Source organism: Neobacillus sp. YIM B06451 (assembly GCF_032667185.1).
Taxonomy (GTDB): domain Bacteria; phylum Bacillota; class Bacilli; order Bacillales; family Cytobacillaceae; genus Bacillus_D.
In genome coordinates this window covers 73,903-97,695 of sequence record NZ_JAVFKJ010000006.1, presented here as the reverse complement: position 1 = coordinate 97,695, position 23,793 = coordinate 73,903, and the positions used below count along the sequence as shown (strand labels likewise).

Genomic DNA, 23,793 nt, shown 5'->3' with positions numbered 1-23,793 from the left:
CTTTTACAAACAAAAACACCGCAATTATATGCGGTGTAATTTAAAAATTATAGATTCTTACCGATACCTTCAAGGATTGTGAAAACAAAAGGACCCGTTAACTTTTTTCATATTATAGCTGTCCAGAAACCACTTTTCCTTTAAAAATGACTGCCTCCCGTTTTGGTGTTCTTGCCACTGCTTCTGCGGAACAAGATGCATTGACAAGTACAAGGCTTGCATCATCCCCTTCAAGCGGCCAGGCAACTTCGCCATCCTTCGATAAAGGCGTTGGGCCTCCCGTTGCCCATTTAAGCGACTGTGCTAATGAGCGTTCATCGCTCTTACGGTACAATTCACCATAACGTGTTACTTTTTCTAATACATCACCTGTTCCGAATGGCCCCCAGGAATCATAGAATCCATCACAGCCTAAATAAACATGGACGCCCTTGCGATCCAAGATCTCGATTGGAGGCAGGGTTCTCGAAATCGGAATGGTAGACATGATAGACATTCCAAGCCCGCTTAATCTTTCGGCAATTTCTTCTTGCTGAGGTACTGGTACGTCCCCTAAGCTAAAAGCATGGCTAACTGCTGCACGATTGTGCCATCCTGCCTCTTCTACAAATTCTGCAAGTTTATCTACAGTATAAAAGCCAACATGCCCGCCATCATGTAAATGGATATCGATATCCGCATCGAATTCAGTCGCTAGATTCATTACTTCATACAATGATTTTTCAATGTTTCGATCAATCCCCGCCGGATCTAATCCGCCTACAAGGGTTGCACCTGATCTCATCGCTTCCTTCATTAAAGGAATCACTTGATCTCTTAATAACCCATGCTGTGGGAAAGCGACAATTTCATATGTAAGCTTATCAGAGTAATCCTCTAGAGCAGCTTTAACCCCCTCAAGATTTTTTAAGCCTATATAAGGGTCGATATTTACATGCGTGCGGATATGTGTTGAACCATGTGAGAGGATTAAGTCAATCATGGCACGTGCCCTCTGTTTTGTTGTTGGCGCTAATTCTCCAAGCTCCTTGGCTTCGAGCCGCAGCCGTTCCTCCAAATTTTTAGCAGGTATAGGTGCCTTCCAATCAAGTGAAAGATATGTTTTATCCAAATGGTTGTGCATTTCTTTAAATGATGGCAAAGCTAATAATCCTTTTCCATCCTTTATTTTTTCAGCTTGTGGAATTGCAAATCCATTACTCTTCTTCTCAACAATTCTTCCGTTCTCAATTTTCAAGTGAAAAAGGTCTGTTTTTGTTTCATAAGCCCCTTTTTCATCCTGTATATATCCAGTTTCAAGTTTTACATTTGTTAACCAATAGGGAGTGGCCATTTTATTACCTCCTTTATACCTCCAACGGGTTGGATTCCGTTAACTTACTTTCAACCTTTTTCCCTTTAAAAAATAACGATTGGACGGAAGCTCTTCTTGCAACTGCTTCAGCAGAACAGGAGGCGTCCACAAGCATCATCGTTGCTTCATCGCCAATCTTTGGCCAAATACGCTCTCCGTTCTCATTTAGCGGGGTAACTCCCCCAGTTCCATGCTTTAGTGTTTTGGATAAGGAATATTCATCAGATAAACGGAAGCGTTCTGCAAGGGTTCCCAGCTTTTGAATCGTATTTCCTGTCCCAAATGGTGACCAGTGGTCTGTAATACTGTCATGTCCGACGGAAACTTTAACACCTAATTTATCAAGAGCAGGAATTGGTATAGTTGTACGATTTACTGGAACAGTGGTGGTGACATCAATCTCCAGTTCTCTTAGCATAGCCGCCATTTCACACAGCGCCTCACCTTGAAGATCGGCTAAAGCAATTCCATGGCTGATGGTGGCTCTTCCCTTCAGCCCAGCCTCTTCCGTATAATGTGCCATTCGTTCAAAAGTAAAGGCGCCTAAAGTATTAGGGTCATGTAAATGAATATCGACGCCTGTATTGTTTTCAACTGCAATTTCAAAAATCGTATATAAGGATTTTTCAATATTTCGATCAACGGTAGCAGGGTCGACACCGCCAACTAAAGTTGCTCCATTCTTCATTGCATCGCGAATTAACTGGACAGAGTCACTTTTTAACAAGCCATGCTGCGGGAAGGCCACAATTTCATAGGTAAGCACATCTTCATACTTTTTCAACGCATTTACTGTTGCTTCCAAATTTTTAAGGCCAATTATAGGATCAACATTACAATGAGTCCGAATATGGGTATGTCCATTCTTCAAGTACAATTCAATCATTTTCTCTGCCCTTTCTTGGGCTGTAGGCAAAAGCTTTGGAAGTAATTCCTTTTCCTCTTCCAATCTAGTAAAAATTCCTTTTGTAGGGGGGGTGCAGGCTTTCCAAGGACCACCGTAATAAGTTTTATCGATGTGAATATGCATATCTTGCAATGACGGAAGCAGTAGATGAGTATTAGCATCGAATTGGTTCTCATCTGAGGACGGCAAAACATCTGTAATTTCAGCTATAATTCCATCCTCAATTTTCAAATGAGTAATTTCCGTCTCGGTTCCTGCAATACGATTCTGGTCATATTTGTAGCCTTTTTCTAAGCGGACATTTTTCAGCCAAAAAGTAGTCATGAAACTCCTCCTATTGTTGAAATAGGAAAAGTACTTTTTTACAAAAGTACTCCTCCAACTGATTATTTATCTATCATTTACTTAATTACTACATCATCAATCATTAGATAATTTGCTGCATTCAACCAATAACCACTTACGTTTTTACTATGTACAGCCATATGTTCATAGTTACGGATTGGAATATAAACAGCATCGTCTATTTCCTTTTGCATAACTTTTTCATAAATGTCTAGACGTTTGGTTTCATCTGTTTCCTTACGAGCTGCTTCAATCATTTCGTCTACTTCTGGATTACTATAGTAGAAATGGTTTCCTGCAGGGCCCTGTGATGCAGAGTGGAATAAATTATACTGATTGTAGTCTCCATCCCCTGTTGCATTCCCCCAGCCGCTAATAAATAAATCGTGTTCTCCATTATTGAGCATTTCAATATATGCACCATATTCCATTACTTGAATATCGACCGTCACGCCAATTCCTTTTAATTGAGACTGAATTACCTCGGCCATGTTTATACGTTCTTTCCGATCGCTTGTCAGCAATGAAATCTTGAGCCCCTTTTCATAACCCGCTTCTTTTAGTAATTTCTTAGCTTCATTTAAATCATAACCGTATGGCTGAACCTTATCACTATGCCCATTCACCTTAGGGCTCATTGCTACGTTAGCAAGAGTTCCAACGTTATTATAGACACCTTTAATAATTGCTTCTCTTTCAATTGCATGGCTGATTGCTTTCCGTACTTTTACATCGTCGAGTGGTTTTTTCTTTGTGTTAAAACCAACATATTCTACAGCAAGTCCTTCTGTACGGTAAAGAGCCATCTTATCGGACGCGTCAATTCGTTCAATTTCAGTGACAGGAACTTGGTCATTTATGTGTGCTTCCCCTGTTTCAATCATTGCGAGGCGAGTAGCATCTTCAGGTACTACCTTAAATACGACACGATCAATAGTAGGCTTCTTGCCCCAATAGTTTTCATTTTTCTTTAATGATATTTCCTGGCCGCTCTTCCATTGTTCGAATACAAATGGCCCAGTTCCAACAGGGTGATCGGCTAATCCTTCTGGATTTTCAGCTAAAGCTTTTGGACTGAGAATGCTTCCTTCCTGGCTGGCCAGAATCGATAACAATGGTGCATAAGGGTAAGCCAGCAATAATTGTACAGTATACTCATCGACTACTTTTACTTCGGTAATCATTGAAAACTTCTCACGCTGTGGCGATCCTGTATTTGGATCTAATAACCGATCAAACGTTGCTTTAACAGCTTCAGCATTAAATGGCGCCCCATCATGGAACGTAACGTCATCTCTTAACTTAAATTCCCATGTTGTATCATTGACTACTGTCCATTCTTTTGCTAGAAGAGGTTGAATTTTAAAATCCTTATCGGGAACCACTAGTCCCTGATAGACTTTTTGGTAGATGATATTTGCTGATGGAATATCAGTAATAAAATGTGGATCCAATTTCGTTGCATCAGAGAGCCGAACAACCGTTAAGGTAGCGCCTTGCTTCCCCTCTCCCTTTTTAGCAACTCCTACATTTGAAGAAGTAGGTTTAGTTGAACATGCTGACGCAATCACTAACATTAAACCAATTAATACTAACAGTATGCCTTTTTTTACAGTTCGTCTTTTTTTCCCCATTTTTGCCTCGCCTTTCTTTATGTTGTTATTTTCCTACTGTAGTGGATTAAAAGAAAATGAATCTTTCACATCCCTATCTGCATTATAGAAGAAGATTCTTCGGATTATTTACAGAATATTTACAAGATTTTAAAGTATATTGACAACTCATTTGAAAAATATTTACTTTCACTTAAATTTTGATAATTTTGTACATAACTCAATTGAAATAATTTTATGCGGAGAAGGACTATCGCGTATTTTTTCAAAAAAAAAACACAAGGAGGGTTTTATATGGAACTGGAATCCAAAACTGATCAACCAGTAGTAGTTGCACAAACAATGAATCATCCAAAAGAATCTAAATTGAAAGATTCCATATCTATTTTAATTCAAAATAAGGCTGCAATGGTCGGGGCTATCATCATTCTTTTTTATATAGTTGTTGCCCTATTCGCACCAATACTTGCTCCTTATGATCCGTATGAAATTAAATTGGAAAATAAATTAATGCCTCCATCAGCTGATCACTGGATGGGAACCGACGATAAAGGAAGAGATATTTTAAGTAGGATTCTCTATGGGTCGAGGCTTTCAATGGGTATCGGAATAACAGCGGTAATCTTTGGAGCATTTTTCGGAATTATTTTTGGGTTGATTTCAGGTTACTACGGAAAATGGATTGATTCGACCATTATGCGGATTATGGATATTTTATTAGCATTCCCTGGAATATTGCTTGCATTGGCCATTATCAGCGCCCTTGGGCCAGGATTAATCAATGTAACGATTGCTGTGGGTGCATACTCCATTCCGTTATTTGCACGAATTGTCCGCGGCTCTACTTTGGAAGTTAAACGGCTTGAATACATTGATGCCATCCGCTCACTTGGGGCAAATGATTTTACGATTATTTTCAAACATATCTTACCTAATATTCTTTCACCAATCATTGTGCAAGGTACACTTAGGCTTGCAACCGTCATACTCTCAGCGGCAGGCCTCTCCTTCCTTGGACTTGGAGCCCAGCCGCCGTCTCCGGAATGGGGGACGATGTTAAGCAGCGGCAGGGATTTTTTATTCTCTGCACCCTATATTGCTATTTTCCCAGGGCTGGCCATTTCGGTACTAGTTTTAGGTTTTAATATTTTTGGCGATGGATTACGAGATGCATTTGATCCAAGAATGAAAAAATAGAGGGAGGTTGACCACCATGTTCATGTTTATAGTGCGAAGATTAATGCAAACCATCCCAGTCATAATCGGGGTAACGTTCGTTGTGTTTTTTATTATGCAGCTTGTACCAGGTGACCCAGCCGTATTGCTCGCTGGAGAAGGTGCTTCAAAAGAAACGATTGAACAACTTAGGGAGCAACTGGGATTAAACAGGCCGCTTTTTCTACAATATTTTGATTACTTGATAAACGTTTTTCGTGGAGATTTTGGCGTTTCCCTAAAAAATAACCAACCAGTCCTTGATGAAATACTGGTACGTTTGCCTATCACAATAGAACTTGCCTTCTTTAGCATCATCATTACCATTGTCTTAGGGATGGCTGCTGGCATCATTTCTGCCATAAAACCATATTCCCTTACCGACACAAGTGTCATGCTTGTTGCCTTATTAGGGATTTCATTACCAAGCTTTTGGTTTGGGTTGATGATGATGTATTTCTTTTCTGTAAAGTTACAAATCCTTCCGGTAGCAGGATGGGATAGCCTCCTTCATGTCATCCTTCCCTCTCTTACATTAGGAGCCGGCGGCGCGGCCATAGTTGCCAGGATGACACGATCGAGTATGCTTGAAGTGATTCGACAGGATTACATACGAACCGCCCGTGCTAAAGGACTCCGTGAACGCGTCATTGTATATAAGCACGCCTTGCGCAATGCATTAATCCCGGTAATAACTGTAGTCGGCTTGCAGTTTGGCGCTTTACTTGGCGGAACGGTTTTAGTTGAATCGATTTTTGCAATCAATGGATTAGGAAGAATGATTGTTGACTCAATCCGGATGCGTGACCTTCCTATGGTCCAAGGCGGCGTTTTAGTTGCCTCGCTCGTTTTCGTGGTTGTGAATTTAGCTGTTGATGTTCTTTATCGTATTTTTAATAAACGGATTGAATTAAATTAATAGGTGGTGAGTGCTAATGAGTGCGGAAAACAAACTTATTTTAGAAGTAAAAGGTTTAAAAACACATTTTTCTACAAAACGCGGTGTGAGTAAAGCGGTCGATGGTATTGATTTTTCGCTGCATCAAGGTGAAACATTAGGAATTGTTGGGGAATCCGGCTGCGGAAAAAGTATAACCTCTCTTTCCATTCTGCGCTTAATTCCCACTCCTCCCGGGAAAATCGCTGGCGGACAAGTTCTTTTTAAAGGCAAGGATTTAGTGACATTGTCTGAAGATGAGATGAGAAAAATCCGCGGAAACGAAATTTCAATGATTTTCCAAGAACCGATGACATCTTTAAACCCTGTTATTCCGGTTGGAGAGCAAATAGCAGAGGCATTGAGATTGCATCAAAAATTGGGTAAGAAAGCAGCCTGGGAAAAAGCAGTCGAAATGCTTAAACTCGTGGGGATCCCATCTCCTGAAAAAAGAGCTAAACAAGAACCTTTCCAGTTAAGCGGCGGAATGCGCCAGCGCGTTATGATTGCGATAGCCCTTGCCTGTACGCCCGAAGTCTTAATTGCGGATGAACCAACAACAGCGCTTGATGTAACCATTCAAGCACAAATACTGGAGTTAATTAAAGACTTGCAAAACAAATTAGGAATGGGCGTCATATTAATCACTCACGATTTAGGTGTTGTTGCTGAAACATGTGACACGGTTGCAGTCATGTACTCCGGCAATATCATTGAACATGCACCGACTGAGAAAATTTTTGAAAACCCAAGGCATCCCTATACACGCGGGCTACTGGCATCATTACCTAAAATCCATGAGGATCAGGAAGAATTGCAAACAATTGAAGGCAGTGTCCCAAGTCCCTATAACCTGCCAGCGGGCTGCCGTTTTGCATCCAGGTGCCCTTTCCAACAACCTATCTGTTTGGAGAAACAGCCTGAGTTGATTGAACAACCTGATGGAGTTAAAGTTCGCTGCTGGATGTATACAGATCAATGGACAGGCCAAGCAGAAGAAATGGAGGCTGTTAAATAATGCAGACTGCCACGGAAAAAAAAGTATTATTGCAGGTGGAACATTTAAAACAATATTTCTCTGTGAAAACAGACTCCATCTTTAAGCCAAAGGCATATGTAAAAGCAGTTGACGATGTATCCTTCCATTTATTCGAGGGTGAAACATTAAGTATTGTAGGTGAATCAGGCTGTGGCAAATCAACGACTGGCAGGGCAATTTTGAGGCTTGATGAGCCAACTGGCGGAAAAGTCTATTATTCCGGAAAAAACATTCTCGATTTAAATAAAATTGAAATGAGAAAACTTAGGGGCGATTTGCAGGTCATCTTCCAGGACCCTTTTGCCTCCCTCAACCCTCGCCAAACCGTAAAACAAATTTTAAATGAAGCAATGGCAATTCAGAATGTAGTTGCAAAACCTAAAAGGATGGAGAGAATGCTTGAATTGCTTGGCTATGTAGGTCTGCCGCCAGAAGCGCTTGACCGCTATCCCCATGAATTCAGCGGTGGCCAGCGACAGAGAATCGGCATTGCCAGAGCCCTGGCCGTTAATCCGAAATTAATCATTTGTGACGAAGCTGTTTCTGCCTTGGATGTATCGATCCAGGCGCAAATTCTTAATCTATTAAAAAAGCTCCAAAAGCAGTTTGGCTTAACTTTTCTTTTCATTTCACATGATTTAAGTGTAGTAAGACATATTTCGGATCGCATCATGGTCATGTACTTAGGTAAAGTGGTTGAAATTGCGGACAAAAAAGATTTGTTGGATTCGCCACTCCATCCTTATACGCAGGCATTGCTTTCGTCCATTCCTGTCCCAAATCCAAAAATCAAAAGAGAGCGGATTATGTTAAAAGGAGATGTCCCTTCGCCTATCAACCCGCCAAGCGGCTGTCGCTTCCATACACGCTGCCCATTTGCAACGGAAATGTGTAGAAACGAAGAACCGGCATTAAGGGCAATGGGTGAAAATCATCTAGTTAGCTGCCACTATGCAGAAAAGTTTGTATAAAAATTATTTTCAAAAAATACAAAAGTGTTATAAAATATTATATTAAAAAAGGGAGCAGAACGAGCCTCCCTTTTCTGCATTTAAAGGAGATCCTCGTATATGTTAACTGTGGAAGTCTTCTCCCTTAGTATCATGATTGCTGTTCTGGCACCTTTGCTCGGGGCATTCACCTTACTATTTTTGTTTATTTTTGAAAAGCGAATTGATTTGCTAGAAAAGCAAAAACGGGAAATTGCTTTAGAACGTGAGCTGCAAAAGGCTCTTTATAATCAATTAAACCAAGAAATTCAGCCCCATTTCCTTTTTAATACGTTAAATTCGATCCTTAGTCTTGCAAGGCTGGAGCGAAAAACAGAATTAATCCGTTCGATTGAAACACTTTCAAAGTTACTTAAGTTTAAGTATCAAACAAACAATACCTATATTACCATCGAAGATGAACTTAACTACGTCAATTATTATTTAGAAATACAAAAAATCCGTTTTAGGGAAAGACTCCATTATGATTTGTCATTCGATGCAAACATAACACAAGCGATAACGATACCTTTTTTAATACAAACGATTGTCGAAAATGCTTTTAAACATGCCTTTGAAAAAGTGATTGGGGAAGCTTTTTTAAAAATATCCATCGAGAAAAAGCATCAAGAAATCCATATAACGGTGTGGAACAACTCTGTTGAAAATCATGAAGAGTTTTCTTACAAAAGCGGATTAGGTTTAGAGAACATTACGAAAAGGCTTGATCTATTATTCCCAAACAGTGAAACATCTGTACAATTAATTAACGAAGCCGATGGGACAAGGGTTTTAGCTATTTTTCCTTTTATGTTAAATTTGGAAATTTAAGGAGGTGATTCGATGAATATCCTGCTTGTAGATGATGAACCATTGGAATTGGAGCAACTGGAATACTTAATACAAAAGAAATTTCCAAATTGGAAAATCTTCAAGGCTCAAGATGCATCGATCGCAATGCAAATCGTTAAGCAGTATGACATTTTTCTTGCCTTCCTTGATATCCAAATGCCAGGTAAAACCGGCTTGGAATTGGCGGAGGAGTTAATGGGTTCCTACTCCATGGACATTATTATCGTAACGGCATTTCAAAATTTTCAATATGCCCAAACATCCATCAGACTTGGCGTTGTCGATTACATTACAAAGCCAATTATTGAAGAAGAACTACTCTCTGTGTTAGGCAAATACGAGAGATTGGGACGCTATTCAGAACAAATAGTAAACGCATTAAAAATTATCCACCAGGAGTATAGTGAAAAATTATCGTTGAATTATTTAGCTTCTAAGATTCATATAAACCCAGCGTATTTAAGCAGAAAATTTCACGAAGAAGTCGGGATGGGCTTCTCTGAATATTTAAATGAACATCGATTAAGGGAAGCGCAAAAAATGCTTATTGAATACCCCGATTTAAGTATCAGTACGATAGCCGAAAAATGCGGATTTAACAGCCAGCATTATTTTAGCCAAATTTTCCGGAAAGCCACTGGACAATCACCCAGGGATTATCGCCTAAGGGAGTCTTTTCATTGAATAAAATTGATTATCATCATTATATTAGCGGTACGATTAAACTTGGGGTGAGTTTCGGGGTTGTTAGTTTGTTAGCCCGTTGGGTAACAGGAAATACGATTCTTTCTTCGCCCGAAACATTGATCCAATATGGATTGATTGGTGGTATAGGCTATTCTTTAGTTGGAGCCTTTTGCCTTATTTTATTCGGCCTGTTGGCAAAAAAGATTAATGGGGATTTTCCGAATCAGCAAACAATTGGGGATGTATTGCAGCAAAAATTAACAGCTAACGGCTATTGGTGCATGGTGACTGTGCTGTTGATTACAAGTCTCTACTCCTTATTCATACAGGCAGTAGGAGCAGGAATTGTGATCCACATGATTTTTCCAATTCCAGTCTTTCTGGGGATGTTAGTTTTTTTAACTTTTTGTTTTTTTATCGGAGGAATTGGCGGAATGCAGAGACTGCATCAGCTGGCAGGTATAAATGTTACCGTCATATTTGCAGCAGTTCTGATTATTCCTGTCTACTTTTTTATCCAGGAAGGTATTTACCCTGTATATGACGGGATAAAATTATATCATCCCTACTTATTTTATATAAAAAACACCGATGCTTTTTGGTTTATTTTTATTGCCATATTCGTTTTTTTTGGTCAAATTTTGATAGACCCGGCCACTTGGCAGAGAGTATTTATTCTCAAAAAAAGCAAGATTCGCTTAACCTTTGCCTTAACAGGATTAATTTGGGCTACCATTCCTCTGGCATTTTCTTCTTTATTAATGATTGTTTTATTTGGAAAAGGCTTCGAGGATATTTATTCTTTATTTCCTGAACTAGTAAACAAAATACAATCAACTGTCTTAATTCTCTTATTTGTCGTATTTTGCTTTAGCGCTATCGCCTCAGCTATTAGCGCGGAGCTAACCGCAACGACAAGCCTATTTGTAAAAAATATCGTGGGCGTTTTTCATAAACCTACGAATGAGGAAAAATGGAAATATACCATTCTATTCTCAGGTGCAATCTGTTTATTATTACTTATCATTGTCAGCATCCAGTCTCCTGCTCCGGTTAAATTATTGTTTTTCTTTGGGAATATTTATGCGGCTATTATAAGTCCCATGCTTACGATCATTCTTAGTAAAAACGTACAGCCGTTCATTGTCCCTTTTTCAGCTATTATCGGGGCATCCGGTGGATCCCTATTTTTATTGGTACTAGATGATTTTACAGCGATTTTGTTGAGCTTTGCCATTTCGGCCATCATTTGTTTGATTGTCTTGCTTTATCAATCACTAATAAATAAAAGAATTGCAAGTCAGTAAATAGAAATGATAAAAGGGATATCCAAGCATGGGTATCCCTTTTATCATAGATTATTTAATTTCAACCTCATTTATTTCCAAATATCCTGAAGGGCTCATTGAGAAGCCTTTAACGTTTTTACCAATTGCTGCGAGGTTTTCAATTACACGGACTGGAATGTAAACCGCATCTTCCATTTGCAATTCCTGTGACTTAGCATAAAGCTCTTTACGTTTTTCCTGATCTTTTTCTCGGCGTGCAGCTTCTATTAAGCTGTCAACCTCTTTATTACTGTAGAAAAATGCATTTCCGGATGCCCCGTGAGAGGACGAGTGAAATTGATTGTACTGGTTATAATCACCATCTCCAGTAGCATTTCTCCAGCTTAATAAAAACATTTGGGTATCTGCGCCATATAATTTTTGGACAAATGCGCCATATTCCATAACCTCAATCTTAATATTGACCCCAATTCCTTTTAATTGCGATTGAAGGACTTCCGCCATATTGATTCTTTCTTTACTATCCATTGTTAATAAGCTTATTTCAAGGCCATTTGGATAACCTGCTTCGGCGAGTAATTTTTTCGCTTCGTTAAGGTTATACTCATAGGCTTTCAGGTCCGGGTGATATCCGAAAACTTGTGAACCCATTGTTGAATTGGCTTTTTTTCCAACGTTATTGAATACACCTTTTATAATCGAATCCATTTCAACAGCATGGGAAATGGCTTTCCGAACACGAACATCATTAAATGGTGCCTTTTGTACATTAAAACCGATAAACTCTGTTCCATATCCCTCACTTCGATAAACTTTGCTTGCTTGGGATGATTCCACAGTGTCCATCATTGGAACAGATAGTGGTTCGGCGATATGCGCCTCTCCTGTTTCGAGCATTGAGATTCTCGTTGTCTCTTCAGGGACAACTTTAAATATAACCTTATCTACGTTCGCTTTTTTGCCCCAGTAGTCGTCATTCTTTTTAAAAACAATTTCTTTACCTGATGCCCAGGATTCAAAAACAAACGGACCTGTACCATTTGGTTCATTGATGATATTTTTTCCAAATTTCTCAATCGTTTTTGAACCAATGATTCCGCCTTCATGGCTTGCCAAAATCGAAAGTAATGGTGAAAACGGCTCGTCTAAGATAAATTGAACAGTATAGTCGTCAATAACTTTCACTTCTTTTACCATTTTAAATACAATCGCTCTTGGTGATCCGACATTTGGATCTAATAGACGGTCGAAGGTCGCCTTCACCGCATCTGCTTTAAATTCGGTGCCGTCGTGAAAAGTAACCCCTTTTCTTAACTTAAACTCCCATGTTACATCATCAAGCTGGTTCCACTCTTCCGCTAACAAAGGTTTAATCTCGGCATTTTTATCTCTCCCGACTAATCCTTCATAAATTTTGCCGTGGGTAACGCTAGCTGAATTGATGGTCGACATAAACTGATGATCTAAGTTCTCGGCGTCTGATAACCGTGCAATTACTAGAGTTCCGCCATTATCTGTCTTCCCTTTTCCAGTGGCGGTACTACTAGTACCCTGGCCGGTTGAACAGCCAGTAATGACGAGGATTATAAACATAATTGCGAATAATTTCCCTATCCCTGATTGTAATCTCATTCCTTATATCCTCCTGTAGTGTTTTAATGGATTGACGTTTTTCTAATTATAAGAAATATTCAGTATCTTTGTTTTCGATATCTTTACTATGTTTTACAATAAATCTACTTTTTTAATTTTCAAAAAAAGAGAGGGTGACTATCCACCCTCTCTATATCTATATTTAATTAATAGCCCCTGAAACAATGTTTCCTTTATAAAAGACTGCTTTGCGGGCTGACCTTCTTGCCATGACTTCCGCGGAGCAGCTAGCATCTACCAATATCATATTTGCTGTGTCTCCAGGTTTCGGCCAAGTCTGGTTCCCCTCCCTATCCAGTGGAGTGATACCACCTGTGATATATTTAAGAGATTGCCCAAGTGAAACCTCATCCGTCCATCTGTATCGTTCAAGAAGGCGCCCGGCTCTTTCAAGGACATCGCCGTTACCTGTCGGCCACCAAGAATCATAAATATTATCATTCCCGATAGCGATGTTTACTCCCCATTCCGTAAGCAGGTCAACTGGGGGGATCGATCTGCCGCCTGGGAGACTGGTCACAATCGAGATACCGGCATCTCTTAAAATTTGTGCCATTTCAATCGCTTCTTCCTTTGAAACGTCACCAAGTCCAAAGGCATGGCTAACAGCTACTCTTCCTTCCCATCCAGCCTGCTTTGTTAAATAGGCCAGCCGTTTCATCGTGAAAGTTCCTAAATGTCCGGGATCATGTAAGTGCAAATCAATATCTGCATTGCCTTCAACAGCCAAATCCATTAATTGAACCAATGACGCTTCGATATTATTATCAACTGTTGCAGGATCAACCGCACCTACTATTCCCGCACCATTTCGTACAGCTTCTCTAATAAGCTGCACCGTTCCGGGACGCAGCAATCCATGCTGAGCAAAGGCAACCATTTCTGAACTTATTTTATTCGAGTAAGTTTCGAGTGCCCGCTTGACACCTTCCAAGTTTTGCAACCCCACTTCCGGGTAGATGTCCACATGGGTCCTCACGTGTGTGGACCCATGTGATAGTAAAATTTCCAGCAAAGCTTCCGCACGCTCCTGTGTGCTGGTTGATATGGATGCCAGGATATTTTTTTCGATTTCGCATCGTTCAATCACACCTGATGCTGGAATACAGGCTCTCCATGCCCCACCCATATAGGTCTTGTCCAGGTGTACATGTTTTTCAATAAAAGACGGAATTAAAAGCAACCCTTTTGCATCTATAACGGGAAAATCCCCGCTTGGAGCATCGTTAGAGTTTACCAATTCAGTTATCCTTCCATCTGATATAAATAGATTTACACTCTCTGTAATAGTGCCAACCACTCTATCATTTTCTTTATTAAATCCTGTTTCCAAACGCACATTCTTTAACCAATAACTTTGATTCATATTCAATTTCCCCCTTTATATAGAGTGAACGGTCCTAAAAGAAGGTTTAAACAAATCCTCCTCTGGAAGTTGCTGATAATCCCTTTCCAAGTAACCGTTTCTCATCTTATTAAAATACTTTTGCCCTCTGATTTTGGTTTCCTCTAAATCTAGGCCTGGTATTAGTCGGTCCTTCATAACAATGCGCCCATTAATAATGGACAATTTAACATCCCTTCCACTGCCGCTGACAATCATAGTCCGGATTGGATCATCCAGCACTCCCATATGAAACCCATCTAAATCGATCGCAATGATGTCGGCTTTTGCACCTGGAGCAATTCTCCCCAAGTCTTTTCTGCCCAGGAAGTCGGCACCGCCAATCGTTGCCGCCCGAAATAAGTCTGCATAGGTTGAGTCTTCAACATCCTTTTCCATTAAGCGCGATAGCATGCTGCCTGTTCGAATGTTTTGGAACATATCGGGTGGAAATGTATCAGTTCCAAGTGCCAGATTGATTCCAGTCCTTTTATATTTGGCAAATGACTCCAATGCAGACCCATGTCTTCCAATAATCAAGGGACAATGTATAACCGTTGTATTCGTTTCTTTAAGAAGTGCTAAATCATCTCCATCCCCTATATGAGCTTCACTATATCCTGCAATGAAGTGAGCGTGAGGAATTCCGGTTTTTGACCCTAAAAAACCGAGATTATACAGATACCGGATTGGGGTTACCCCATGTTCTTTCAAAATCGTTTGATATTCAAAGCTTCCTTGGGCTGCATGCAGTTTTATGGGTACACCTAATTGTTCACTATAATATTTCGTCTGCTTTAGGCTTTCTTTCGTTTGGCATTCAACTCGTTCTGGCGCCAGCATTCCTTTGATTAATCCATCATAAGCACCATCAAATTCTTCAACAAATTTTACGGCTCTATCGAGACCCGCTCTCCCAGCGTCTTCATCCCAATAAAGTTTGATCTTGCCATCCGGTTCCACCACTCTAATCCCGGATTGATAACTTGGCCCTAAATAAATCCTCAATCCTAATTTGCCGGCATGGTTGGCCGCTGCGGCCAGTTCATCATAAGTTTCTGCCCACTTTTTATAAAAAACAGATGTAATCGGCATCGCGGTAGTAACACCATGAAGAATCAATTGAGAATACGCATAGAGTGATTTAAAAGCTTCTTCCTCCGCTGTCATGACTTCATGATATCCGTTTTTTACATATTGCTCTGACCAGAGCAGGTTTTTCTGTCTATCACTACCGGCTTCTAAATGTAAAATATCATGGTCAATATCACCCAATGCATTTAAATCAATAAATCCCGGGCTGATAACGGCGTTCCCAGCATCGATGACTTCATCAACTTCCCCCGGAAAATTTTTTCCTACATATATAATCGTATCGTTTTCATAGACAACTTCTGCATTTTCAAGAATGACATGATCATCACCATCGAAGCCAATTACATATCTTCCCGCTATCTTTGTTTTCATTATGTATTCTCCTTTTAATCTCGTTATATATTGGTAGCTTAATTATAAAAAACAAAAGTTGTTATTATTTTCAGAAATATTACTCTTTTTTAAAGTATTTCTACTTCTTCTCTCTCTTGTAATTAACCGAATATACTCTTTTGGATAAGTTTCAACGAAAGAACAGTCGGTGGAATTTTAATGCTTTGATCTTTCGGCTTTTGCATCGGACCCACATCGAACCATCCAGGGCATTACTTTTATTTTGTAAAAAATCTATTTCACTACGCTGGATAACTATTTAAAAATAACATTAATTTACAAATTACGCGTGGTTTACTCTGTCTTTTTAGAGTTCTCTTCATAAATTTCCAATAATAGGTTGTTTTTCAAAGATACAGAATTTATTGACATTTCATTTGAATACTATATTGTCATATTGATATAGTATGTGCAAGGAGGGAAAACTATGGATAATAAATTGAACAAAAGAGTCCTTATCGCTAGTCTTGTAGGTAGTTCAATTGAGTGGTTTGACTATTTCCTGTACGGTACTGTGTCGGCACTCGTATTTAACCAGTTGTTCTTTCGAAACGAAGACCCAACGGTAGGATTAATGATTGCGTATGCTTCATTTGCATTGGCATTCTTTATACGGCCATTGGGAGGAATCATTTTCAGCCATATCGGTGACCGGATAGGCAGGAAAAAGACTCTTGTCTTAACGTTATCGATTATGGGAGGAGCGACAGTTTTAATGGGATTGCTTCCTACATATGAAGCAATCGGAATTGCAGCGCCAATATTGTTAGTTACTCTTCGTTTAGTTCAGGGTATCGGCCTTGGGGGCGAGTGGGGTGGTGCGCTTCTCCTGGCAGTGGAATATGCGCCAAAGGAAAAGCGTGGATTATTTGGAAGCGTCCCGCAGATGGGTGTAACAATCGGGATGCTGCTCGGCACGCTCGCATTATCCGTGATGACGCTTTTGCCTGAAGGAGCATTTTTGTCATGGGGCTGGCGGGTGCCTTTCATATTGAGTGCGCTTCTTGTCTTTTTTGGGCTGTGGATTCGGAAGGGAATTGACGAAACGCCATCCTTTAAGCAGGCCCAGGAAAAAGGCGAGATTGCAAAAATCCCATTTTTAGAAACAATCCGCACACATTGGAAGGAAGTACTTATTGCAGTCGGGGCAAAAGTTGTCGAGACAGCGCCATTCTATATTTTTTCTACATTTATCGTATCCTATGCGACAACACAGCTCGATTTTTCACGGACTGCCACTTTGAATGCGGTAACCATCGCTACGATCGTTACCACCATCTTAATCCCAATCATGGGCAATTTATCTGATAAAATTGGGCGCAAGAAGCTTTATGTAGGCGGCACAATTCTAATGATGCTATACGCATTCCCGTATTTTTGGCTGATTCACCAAGAATCTGTATTCCTGCTCATTTCTGCGACAGTGCTGGGTCTGGGAATTATCTGGGCGCCGATTACTGCCGTGCTCGGAACAATGTTCTCTGAAATCTTTAAATCCAATGTCCGTTACACAGGTGTATCACTTGGTTACCAGATAGGCGCCGCGCTAGCAGGCGGAACAGCTCCTCTCGTTGCGACTGCCCTTTTGAGAGCGTATGACAATTCCTATGTCCCGGTAGCTCTTTATATCATCCTTACATCCGTTATTTCACTGATAGCAGTTTCAGCAGTCCGTGAGCGTAAGAATCAGCATCTTGATTCGGAAGTAGCTTAATCACAATGCAAAAGAGGACCGCGGTTTTATGCGGTTCTTTTTACATCACCAAGAGAAAGGAAGTTATCCCATGCTTATCCTGAATGAGAACCAAATACGAAGCCTGTATCCTATGAAGCTAGCCATTAAGGATATGGAAGATGCCCTTCATGCTTATGTCGAAGGAAAGATCCTGAACCCTTCAAGGACAGTCCTCGATTTCCCTGATAAAAAGGCGTCGGCTTTGTACATGCCTTCTGCCATTGAAACAGCGGCAACCGCGGCTGTAAAGGTGGTAACCATTTTTCCTGAAAATCCGTCGAGGGGAATGAAGACAACCCAAGGAGTTATTCTGCTTACCGATACGGAAAACGGCTCGCACCTGGCACTTTTGAATGCTTCCTATTTGACAAGGCTTAGGACTGGCGCCGCAAGTGCAATCGCCACAAAATATTTGGCAAAGGAAGATGCATCCACTGTCCTGGTAATTGGGTGTGGAGCAATGGCGGAGGAGCAGCTTTCCGGGGTGCTGGAAGTCCGCCAGATCAAAAAAATCGTATTGTTCAATCGAACAAGAGCCAAGGCGGAAGCATTTAAGGAAAAATTTAAAGATGGATTTAGTGGATCAATCACAATCGTTGATGATGTGAATGAAGGGGTCAACGTTGCGGACATTATCATTTGCAGCACCCGCTCTGAAACCCCGGTATTTTCAGGAGAATTAGTAAAGCCCGGCACACACATAAATGGAGTAGGCTCCTATCTTCCCCATATGCAGGAGGTTGATGAAACAACAATTAAAAGAGCATCAAAGATTGTTGCCGATACCCTTGAGGGAGTGGAAGAAGAAGCAGGTGATTTTATCATACCGGCCAAAAAAGGAAGTTGGAGTTTTTCAAAGCTTCACGGTGAATTGGGCGAGCTGGTTACAGGCAAACTCCTAGGCCGGGAGAACGATGGGGAAATAACCTTCTTTAAATCGGTGGGGATAGCCTACTTCGACTTGGCAGTAGCTGCTGCTGTCTATAAAAAAGCAGTAGAACTCGGGATTGGAACGGAAGTTGACCTTTAAAACAGTTCACGGAAAGTAAACCGAATGAAAAAGAAAGGCCTCTAGGCAATTTGCCGCCACATGGACAAATTGCCTGGAGGCCAGAATTGGACTTCTTTCGTTACCTCATACCATCAAGATTCTTTTGATAAAAATTCATGGAGCATTGCGCGCACTTCATCTGTTGACTTTGTGCTCATTAATTGATTTCTTAATTCACTTGCCCCGCGGAATCCTTTAACATATATCTTAAAAAAGCGATGAAGAGCCGTGAACGGTCGCAGCTCTAAATGTGAATACTTATCATGAAGATCCATATGCAGCCTTAAGAGATCAAGCAATTCCTCACTGCTATGTTCTTTTGGCTCCTTTTCAAAGGCAAATGGATTATGGAAAATACCACGCCCAATCATAACACCATCCACACCATATTGTTGAGCAAGCTTAAGACCGGTTTGACGGTCAGGAATATCCCCATTGATCGTCAAGAGTGTATCGGGTGCCGTCTTGTCACGAAGTTTCTTAATCTCCGGGATCAGCTCCCAATGAGCAGGTACTTTGCTCATTTCCTCCCTTGTACGCAGATGAATGGAAAGATTAGCGATGTCTTGTTCGAATATGTGTGTCAGCCACGCTCTCCATTCATCTATATCCGTAAAACCAAGCCTTGTCTTTACACTTACGGGTAATCCTCCTGCTTTTGCCGCTTGTATTAATTCAGCTGCAACTTCCGGGCGACGGATTAGGCCGCTTCCCTTGCCGTGCTGTGTCACATTTGGGACGGGACAGCCCATATTGATATCTATACCCCGAAAGCCCAGTTCCGCCATACCAATACTCATTTGCCGAAAGTTTTCAGGCTTGTCTCCCCAAATATGAGCAACAATTGGCTGTTCATCCTCTGTAAAAGTCAAACGCCCACGCACACTGCGAATCCCCTCTGGGTGGCAATAACTCTCACTGTTTGTAAACTCTGTGAAAAACACATCAGGCCTTGCTGCTTCACTCACTACATGCCGGAAAACAACATCCGTCACTTCTTCCATTGGTGCCAGTATAAAAAAAGGCCGTGGTAAATCACGCCAAAAATTTTCTTTCATGTTCAAATTCATTTCCTTTCAGTATGGGATACGAAGTCAATCCATTATCCCAAAATCATAGAGCAAGATGTCCTGCCTCTTTTACACTTATACCACGCTTAGCCACTTTTTATCAAACTGTCGATGTGTAGAGTAGAGAAAAGGAGTTTTTCCCTCATAAGTCTTTCCTGGTCACGCAAAAAAAAACAGAAACCATTTTGGTTTCTGCTTACTTTTCGCCACACCTTCAACCTGTATTAAGTGTATCACTGACACCGGCTCCATTTTAACTTTCTAACATAACCCCACATCTTAAGTGAGATCTTTTCTAACTCCATCCTTTAACCATTTCGCTGTCAATGTCTCTGCGCTTAGCATCTCTACAGGTGTGCCTTCAAATACAATTTGCCCGCCTTGTTTTCCACCGCCAGGGCCCATTTCTATTATCCAGTCACTAGCCGCTATAAAGTCTAGATTGTGTTCGATTATGATGACAGAGTTACCTCTATTTACAAGGTTATAAAATACATCCAGGAGTTTTTCAACATCTTCTGTGTGCAACCCTAAGGATGGTTCGTCTAACAGGTAGATTTGGCCTTCCTTTTGTAAATGGCTTGCAAGTTTTAGCCGCTGGATCTCTCCTCCGCTTAAGGAACTTGTCGTCTGCCCCAAGGTTAGATACCCCAACCCTACCTCTTTTAGCACATTCACCCTTTTTAGGATTTTTGGCGTTTTAAAATAGTTAATCGATTCATCTATTGTTAGATCTAAAATCTCTACGATATTTTTATCTTGATATCGATAGGACAGTGCTTCGTCTGAGTATCTCGTACCTCCACATGCTTCACAAGGAATTGTCACTGGATCCGCAAATGCTACTTCCGGCGTTAGAACTCCTTTTCCTTTGCAGACAGGGCATGCCCCTAAAGAGTTAAAACTGAATAATCCTGGCGGTTGTCCTGTTGCTTTTGAAAATATTGCGCGAATATCATCCATGATTCCCATATATGTAGCCATGGTTGAACGGCTGGAGATTCCGATGCCACCCTGCCCTACCGTTATCGATTCTGGATATTTTTGCGTGAATGCTTCCAATAGCAATGAGCTTTTACCAGAACCGGATACTCCGCATACAGAAACCAAGACATTTTTAGGAATATCGATATTCACATTTTTTAAGTTATTGTTATTTGCTCTTCTTATTGCAAAGTAACTTTTTATATCCCTTGGACTTGTGTTTATTTTCGGCTTCTGATTTAACGCTTTTGCGGTTGGAGAGTTTTTTAGTCCTTCTATCTTTCCTTGGTAGACAACATTTCCTCCGTTTGTCCCTGCTCCCGGTCCCATTTCAATGATTTCATCCGCTACTTTAATGATGGATAAATTGTGTTCGATTACGATTACGGTATTATGCTGGTCTTTTATCCTTTTTAGCATCTGGATTAACATATCTACTTCTTCCGGATGTAGTCCTGCACTTGGTTCGTCAAAAATGTAAGTAATATTGTTTAGACTGCTCCCCAAGTGACGGGCGATTTTTACCCTTTGTGCTTCACCACCGGAAAGGGTACCCATTTTTCTTGAAAGACTCAAATATCCCAGTCCCATGTCGACTAATTGTTTTACATATGGGATTGCCTGTTTACCTATCGACTCTCCCATAGGGTCTTTTATTTTCTTTAGTTCATCCAGTAATTCTGGAAGTTCCAGCTGATCGTATTCGGCGATATTCAGCCCATTTATTTTGCATTCCAGCACCTTTGGGTTCAGCCCTGAACCAAGGCATGTCGGACACAGTGAATGGGAAGACACTGCCAATACATCTTCCTGGGATATTTGTTTTAATTTTGAGATATCCCTATTTATATAGACACGCGTAAATCTCGGCAATAACCCATCCCACTCGGCATTATGGGGTCCATTTTTTGTGTGGAACGGCGCATAGGCTCTTTCGCCTTCCCGGGGACCATATAGGAACAAGCGGAGTGTTTCTTCCGGGTAGTCCTTCAAGGGTTTATCCGGATCAAATAATCCGCACGTCATCATCCAGTGGCCTTGCCAGCCTGAAGGAGATAATGGCTTAAATCTGACAGCATACTCGCGAAGGGATTTATCGAAATCGACAAGCTTATTTATATCGGGCGTAATGACTTCCCCATATCCGCCACATTCAGGGCATCTGCCAAAGGAACTTTGGCTCGAGAATTCGGTAGCAGAACCTATGGGCGGATTCCCTATTCTCGAGAACAAAAGCCTGATTAATGGATCAATATCCATATAGGTGCCTACTGTTGAACGAGAATTGCCGCCTGCAGGCCTTTGTTCTACTACTACAACCGGGCTTAAATTTTGCATAAGGTCGGCATGGGGCCTTTCGTATCTTGGCATTTGATATCTCACATAGTGAGGATAGTTCAACGTCATTTGCCTTCTGCTTTCTGTTGCCAATGTATCGAAAACCACTGAGCTCTTCCCTGAACCCGAAAGACCAGTAAAGACGATGATTTTTTCTTTCGGAATGTTTAAATCTATATTTTTAAGATTATTTTCTTTAAGCCCTCTTAAAATGATTTCGTCTCTTATTCCTGACATCTAATTCTCCTTTCTGTGGAGTTAATACATTTTGCTGAATCGTCCAGTATACCAATGAAATTGGTTACAAAAAAACAGAGAAAAAGACATATGCTTTATCGCCTTTTAAAACCGGAGCATTTGCATCCGTTTATTGAATAATGTCGGATAGGAAAGAAAACCAAGCAGGATGCTAGTAACAGCGGCAGTTACCAGTAATAGAAATAGAACCAACAACTGGAATTGTACCGCTTGGACGGGGTCTGCACCGGCAATAATTTGGCCGCTCATCATACCTGGAAGCTGGACGAGCCCGATTGTTTTCTGGCTTTCGATTGTGGGAATCAAACTTGCCTTTATGGACGTAATTAAAGGGATATGAATAGCTTGCTTCGGTGTACCTCCAAGAGTTAAAATCAACTCTGTTTCATCATGTCTTGCCTCAATTTCCGCGGTAAAACGGTTTAAGAATAAAATGGCAAGAACCATCGAGTTCCCAACAACCATCCCGCTTATCGGAATGATATATTGCGGCTCTGCAGGAGTAATATTTAATCCTAGCAGAATACCTTGCGTGAGCAGCTCGACAAAAACAAAAGTGAGGATGAGCTTCCAAGTAATCCCTTGAATGGATGCCCCCTTTTTTCTGGCATTTTGAGTTGCGGCTCCAATCATGAGCGCAACCATGAGTACCGTATAGATTATATGGTCCGACTCAAATACAAACGTCAGAATATATCCGACAATAAGCAGTTGAATAATTGAACGTATAGTCGCAATCAATATATCTTTTTCAAGTTCAAGTTTTAATGCCTTCGACAATAAGAGTGGGATGAGAACGAAGACAAGGCTCAAGGATAATGCCAGGTAGCTCATTTGATGTCCCCCTTGACAAACTGTTTTACGAGGTCAGTTTTCGGCTGGAGAAGTAAACTGCTATCACCAGATTCCAAAAGCTCCCCGTCCATCATCACCCATGCCTCATCCCCGATTTGGATGGCCTGCTCCAAATTATGAGTAATCCACATAATGGTTACGTGAAATTCTTTGTTGATTCGAACGATGAGCTCCTCGATATCTTGCTTTGATACACGGTCAAGGGAGGAGGTGATTTCATCGAGCAATAAAATGTTTGGCCGGTTGACGAGGGTCCTCGCTATGGATACCTTTTGCCTCTGGCCGCCGGAAAGATCTTTTACGTCCCTTTTCAATAAATCTTTTTCCAAACCTACGGATGTGATAAGTTCAGCAGCTTCATCCTCCGAAAGTGTTTCCTTTTTCAGTATTCGCGGCAATTCCAGGTTTTTATAAATAGTGCCGCTGAGCATCGTTGCATCTTGAAGTGCAAGGCCGACATTTCTTCTAAGTTCAGTCGGCTCGTACTCATCAATATTTTTCCCATATATACGGATTTCCCCCTTGGTTGGTGAAATCAATCCATTAATCAGGCGGAATAATGTTGTTTTACCCGCGCCAGAAGGGCCGACTAGCGCCGTAATTTTCCCTTTTGAAATGGAACCAGTAATATCTTTTATAATCTTAACCGGCTCGACTGAATAATGGATATGATCAAGTTCGATAGCCTTTTCTGTTGATGCATTCATATGCTATTCCTCTTTCAATGTAGTTTTCCCCTACGAGGCAGGA

The 23,793-nt window shown here is 40.8% G+C and carries 18 protein-coding genes and 1 pseudogene; 9 read left to right on the top strand and 10 right to left on the bottom strand.

Annotated elements, in window-relative coordinates; all coding sequences use genetic code 11:
* Positions 1-112: 112 nt before the first annotated feature.
* From RB160_RS12575 to RB160_RS12565, 3 genes are all read right to left on the bottom strand, one after another.
* Complete coding sequence (locus RB160_RS12575; protein ID WP_316570722.1) at positions 113-1,333, bottom strand: amidohydrolase family protein; 1,221 nt, start codon at positions 1,331-1,333, stop codon at positions 113-115.
* A 13-nt stretch (positions 1,334-1,346) separates the two neighbouring features.
* On the bottom strand, positions 1,347-2,585 hold the full coding sequence (locus tag RB160_RS12570; protein ID WP_316570721.1) for an amidohydrolase family protein: 1,239 nt from the start codon (positions 2,583-2,585) through the stop codon (positions 1,347-1,349).
* 77 nt (positions 2,586-2,662) lie between these two features.
* The gene (locus RB160_RS12565) at positions 2,663-4,240 is read right to left on the bottom strand and encodes a glutathione ABC transporter substrate-binding protein (protein WP_316570720.1); all 1,578 of its coding nucleotides are present in this window, start codon (positions 4,238-4,240) and stop codon (positions 2,663-2,665) included.
* Positions 4,241-4,561: 321 nt separating this feature from the next.
* Between RB160_RS12565 and RB160_RS12560 the strand changes: the two genes are divergently transcribed.
* The 7 genes from RB160_RS12560 to RB160_RS12530 all read left to right on the top strand — a co-directional run bounded on the left by RB160_RS12560 (position 4,562) and on the right by RB160_RS12530 (position 11,245).
* The gene (locus tag RB160_RS12560) at positions 4,562-5,416 is read left to right on the top strand and encodes an ABC transporter permease (RefSeq protein WP_316570882.1); all 855 of its coding nucleotides are present in this window, start codon (positions 4,562-4,564) and stop codon (positions 5,414-5,416) included.
* 16 nt (positions 5,417-5,432) lie between these two features.
* A complete protein-coding gene (gene nikB / locus RB160_RS12555; protein WP_316570718.1) occupies positions 5,433-6,353 on the top strand; it encodes a nickel ABC transporter permease in 921 nt (306 codons plus the stop codon).
* Between the two features lie 16 nt (positions 6,354-6,369).
* Positions 6,370-7,389 carry an ABC transporter ATP-binding protein gene (locus RB160_RS12550; RefSeq protein WP_316570717.1) on the top strand — a complete coding sequence of 340 codons (1,020 nt, stop codon included), beginning with the start codon at positions 6,370-6,372 and terminating at the stop codon, positions 7,387-7,389.
* Positions 7,389-8,381 (top strand): ABC transporter ATP-binding protein, encoded by a 993-nt coding sequence (locus tag RB160_RS12545; protein WP_316570716.1) that lies wholly within the window; start codon positions 7,389-7,391, stop codon positions 8,379-8,381. Before RB160_RS12550 ends, RB160_RS12545 begins: the two co-directional genes overlap by 1 nt.
* 99 nt (positions 8,382-8,480) lie before the next feature.
* A complete protein-coding gene (locus RB160_RS12540; RefSeq protein ID WP_316570715.1) occupies positions 8,481-9,230 on the top strand; it encodes a sensor histidine kinase in 750 nt (249 codons plus the stop codon).
* Between the two features lie 12 nt (positions 9,231-9,242).
* Positions 9,243-9,935, top strand: a complete 693-nt coding sequence (locus RB160_RS12535) for a response regulator transcription factor (RefSeq protein WP_316570714.1) — start codon at positions 9,243-9,245, stop codon at positions 9,933-9,935.
* Positions 9,932-11,245, top strand: coding sequence for a sodium:solute symporter family transporter (locus RB160_RS12530; protein ID WP_316570713.1), 1,314 nt, complete (start codon positions 9,932-9,934; stop codon positions 11,243-11,245). The genes RB160_RS12535 and RB160_RS12530 overlap by 4 nt, the downstream gene beginning before the upstream one ends.
* Before the next feature lie 51 nt (positions 11,246-11,296).
* Here the strand turns inward: RB160_RS12530 and RB160_RS12525 are convergent, their stop codons facing one another.
* From RB160_RS12525 to RB160_RS12515, 3 genes are all read right to left on the bottom strand, one after another.
* Positions 11,297-12,859 carry a glutathione ABC transporter substrate-binding protein gene (locus RB160_RS12525; protein ID WP_316570712.1) on the bottom strand — a complete coding sequence of 521 codons (1,563 nt, stop codon included), beginning with the start codon at positions 12,857-12,859 and terminating at the stop codon, positions 11,297-11,299.
* 163 nt (positions 12,860-13,022) lie between these two features.
* On the bottom strand, positions 13,023-14,246 hold the full coding sequence (locus RB160_RS12520; protein WP_316570711.1) for an amidohydrolase: 1,224 nt from the start codon (positions 14,244-14,246) through the stop codon (positions 13,023-13,025).
* A gap of 15 nt (positions 14,247-14,261) precedes the next feature.
* Positions 14,262-15,731: an amidohydrolase family protein gene (locus RB160_RS12515; protein WP_316570709.1), complete on the bottom strand. Its 1,470-nt coding sequence runs from the start codon at positions 15,729-15,731 to the stop codon at positions 14,262-14,264.
* Between the two features lie 448 nt (positions 15,732-16,179).
* On the opposite strand from RB160_RS12515, the gene RB160_RS12510 reads away from it, so the two are divergent.
* Positions 16,180-17,466 carry an MFS transporter gene (locus RB160_RS12510; protein ID WP_316570708.1) on the top strand — a complete coding sequence of 429 codons (1,287 nt, stop codon included), beginning with the start codon at positions 16,180-16,182 and terminating at the stop codon, positions 17,464-17,466.
* Positions 17,467-17,536: 70 nt separating this feature from the next.
* Complete coding sequence (locus RB160_RS12505) at positions 17,537-18,517, top strand: ornithine cyclodeaminase family protein (RefSeq protein ID WP_316570707.1); 981 nt, start codon at positions 17,537-17,539, stop codon at positions 18,515-18,517.
* Positions 18,518-18,630: 113 nt separating this feature from the next.
* Here RB160_RS12505 and RB160_RS12500 read toward each other — a convergent pair whose 3' ends face one another.
* The 4 genes and pseudogenes from RB160_RS12500 to RB160_RS12485 form a co-directional block, all read right to left on the bottom strand.
* Positions 18,631-19,596 carry a tRNA dihydrouridine synthase gene (locus tag RB160_RS12500; RefSeq protein ID WP_316570881.1) on the bottom strand — a complete coding sequence of 322 codons (966 nt, stop codon included), beginning with the start codon at positions 19,594-19,596 and terminating at the stop codon, positions 18,631-18,633.
* Positions 19,597-19,887: 291 nt separating this feature from the next.
* Positions 19,888-22,167 carry an ATP-binding cassette domain-containing protein gene (locus RB160_RS12495; protein ID WP_316570706.1) on the bottom strand — a complete coding sequence of 760 codons (2,280 nt, stop codon included), beginning with the start codon at positions 22,165-22,167 and terminating at the stop codon, positions 19,888-19,890.
* A gap of 105 nt (positions 22,168-22,272) precedes the next feature.
* Positions 22,273-23,022 (bottom strand): ABC transporter permease, encoded by a 750-nt coding sequence (locus RB160_RS12490; protein WP_316570705.1) that lies wholly within the window; start codon positions 23,020-23,022, stop codon positions 22,273-22,275.
* A pseudogene (locus RB160_RS12485) lies at positions 23,019-23,651 on the bottom strand (ABC transporter ATP-binding protein); the annotation flags it as partial. The pseudogene RB160_RS12485 and the gene RB160_RS12490, both read right to left, overlap by 4 nt.
* Positions 23,652-23,793: the final 142 nt, after the last annotated feature.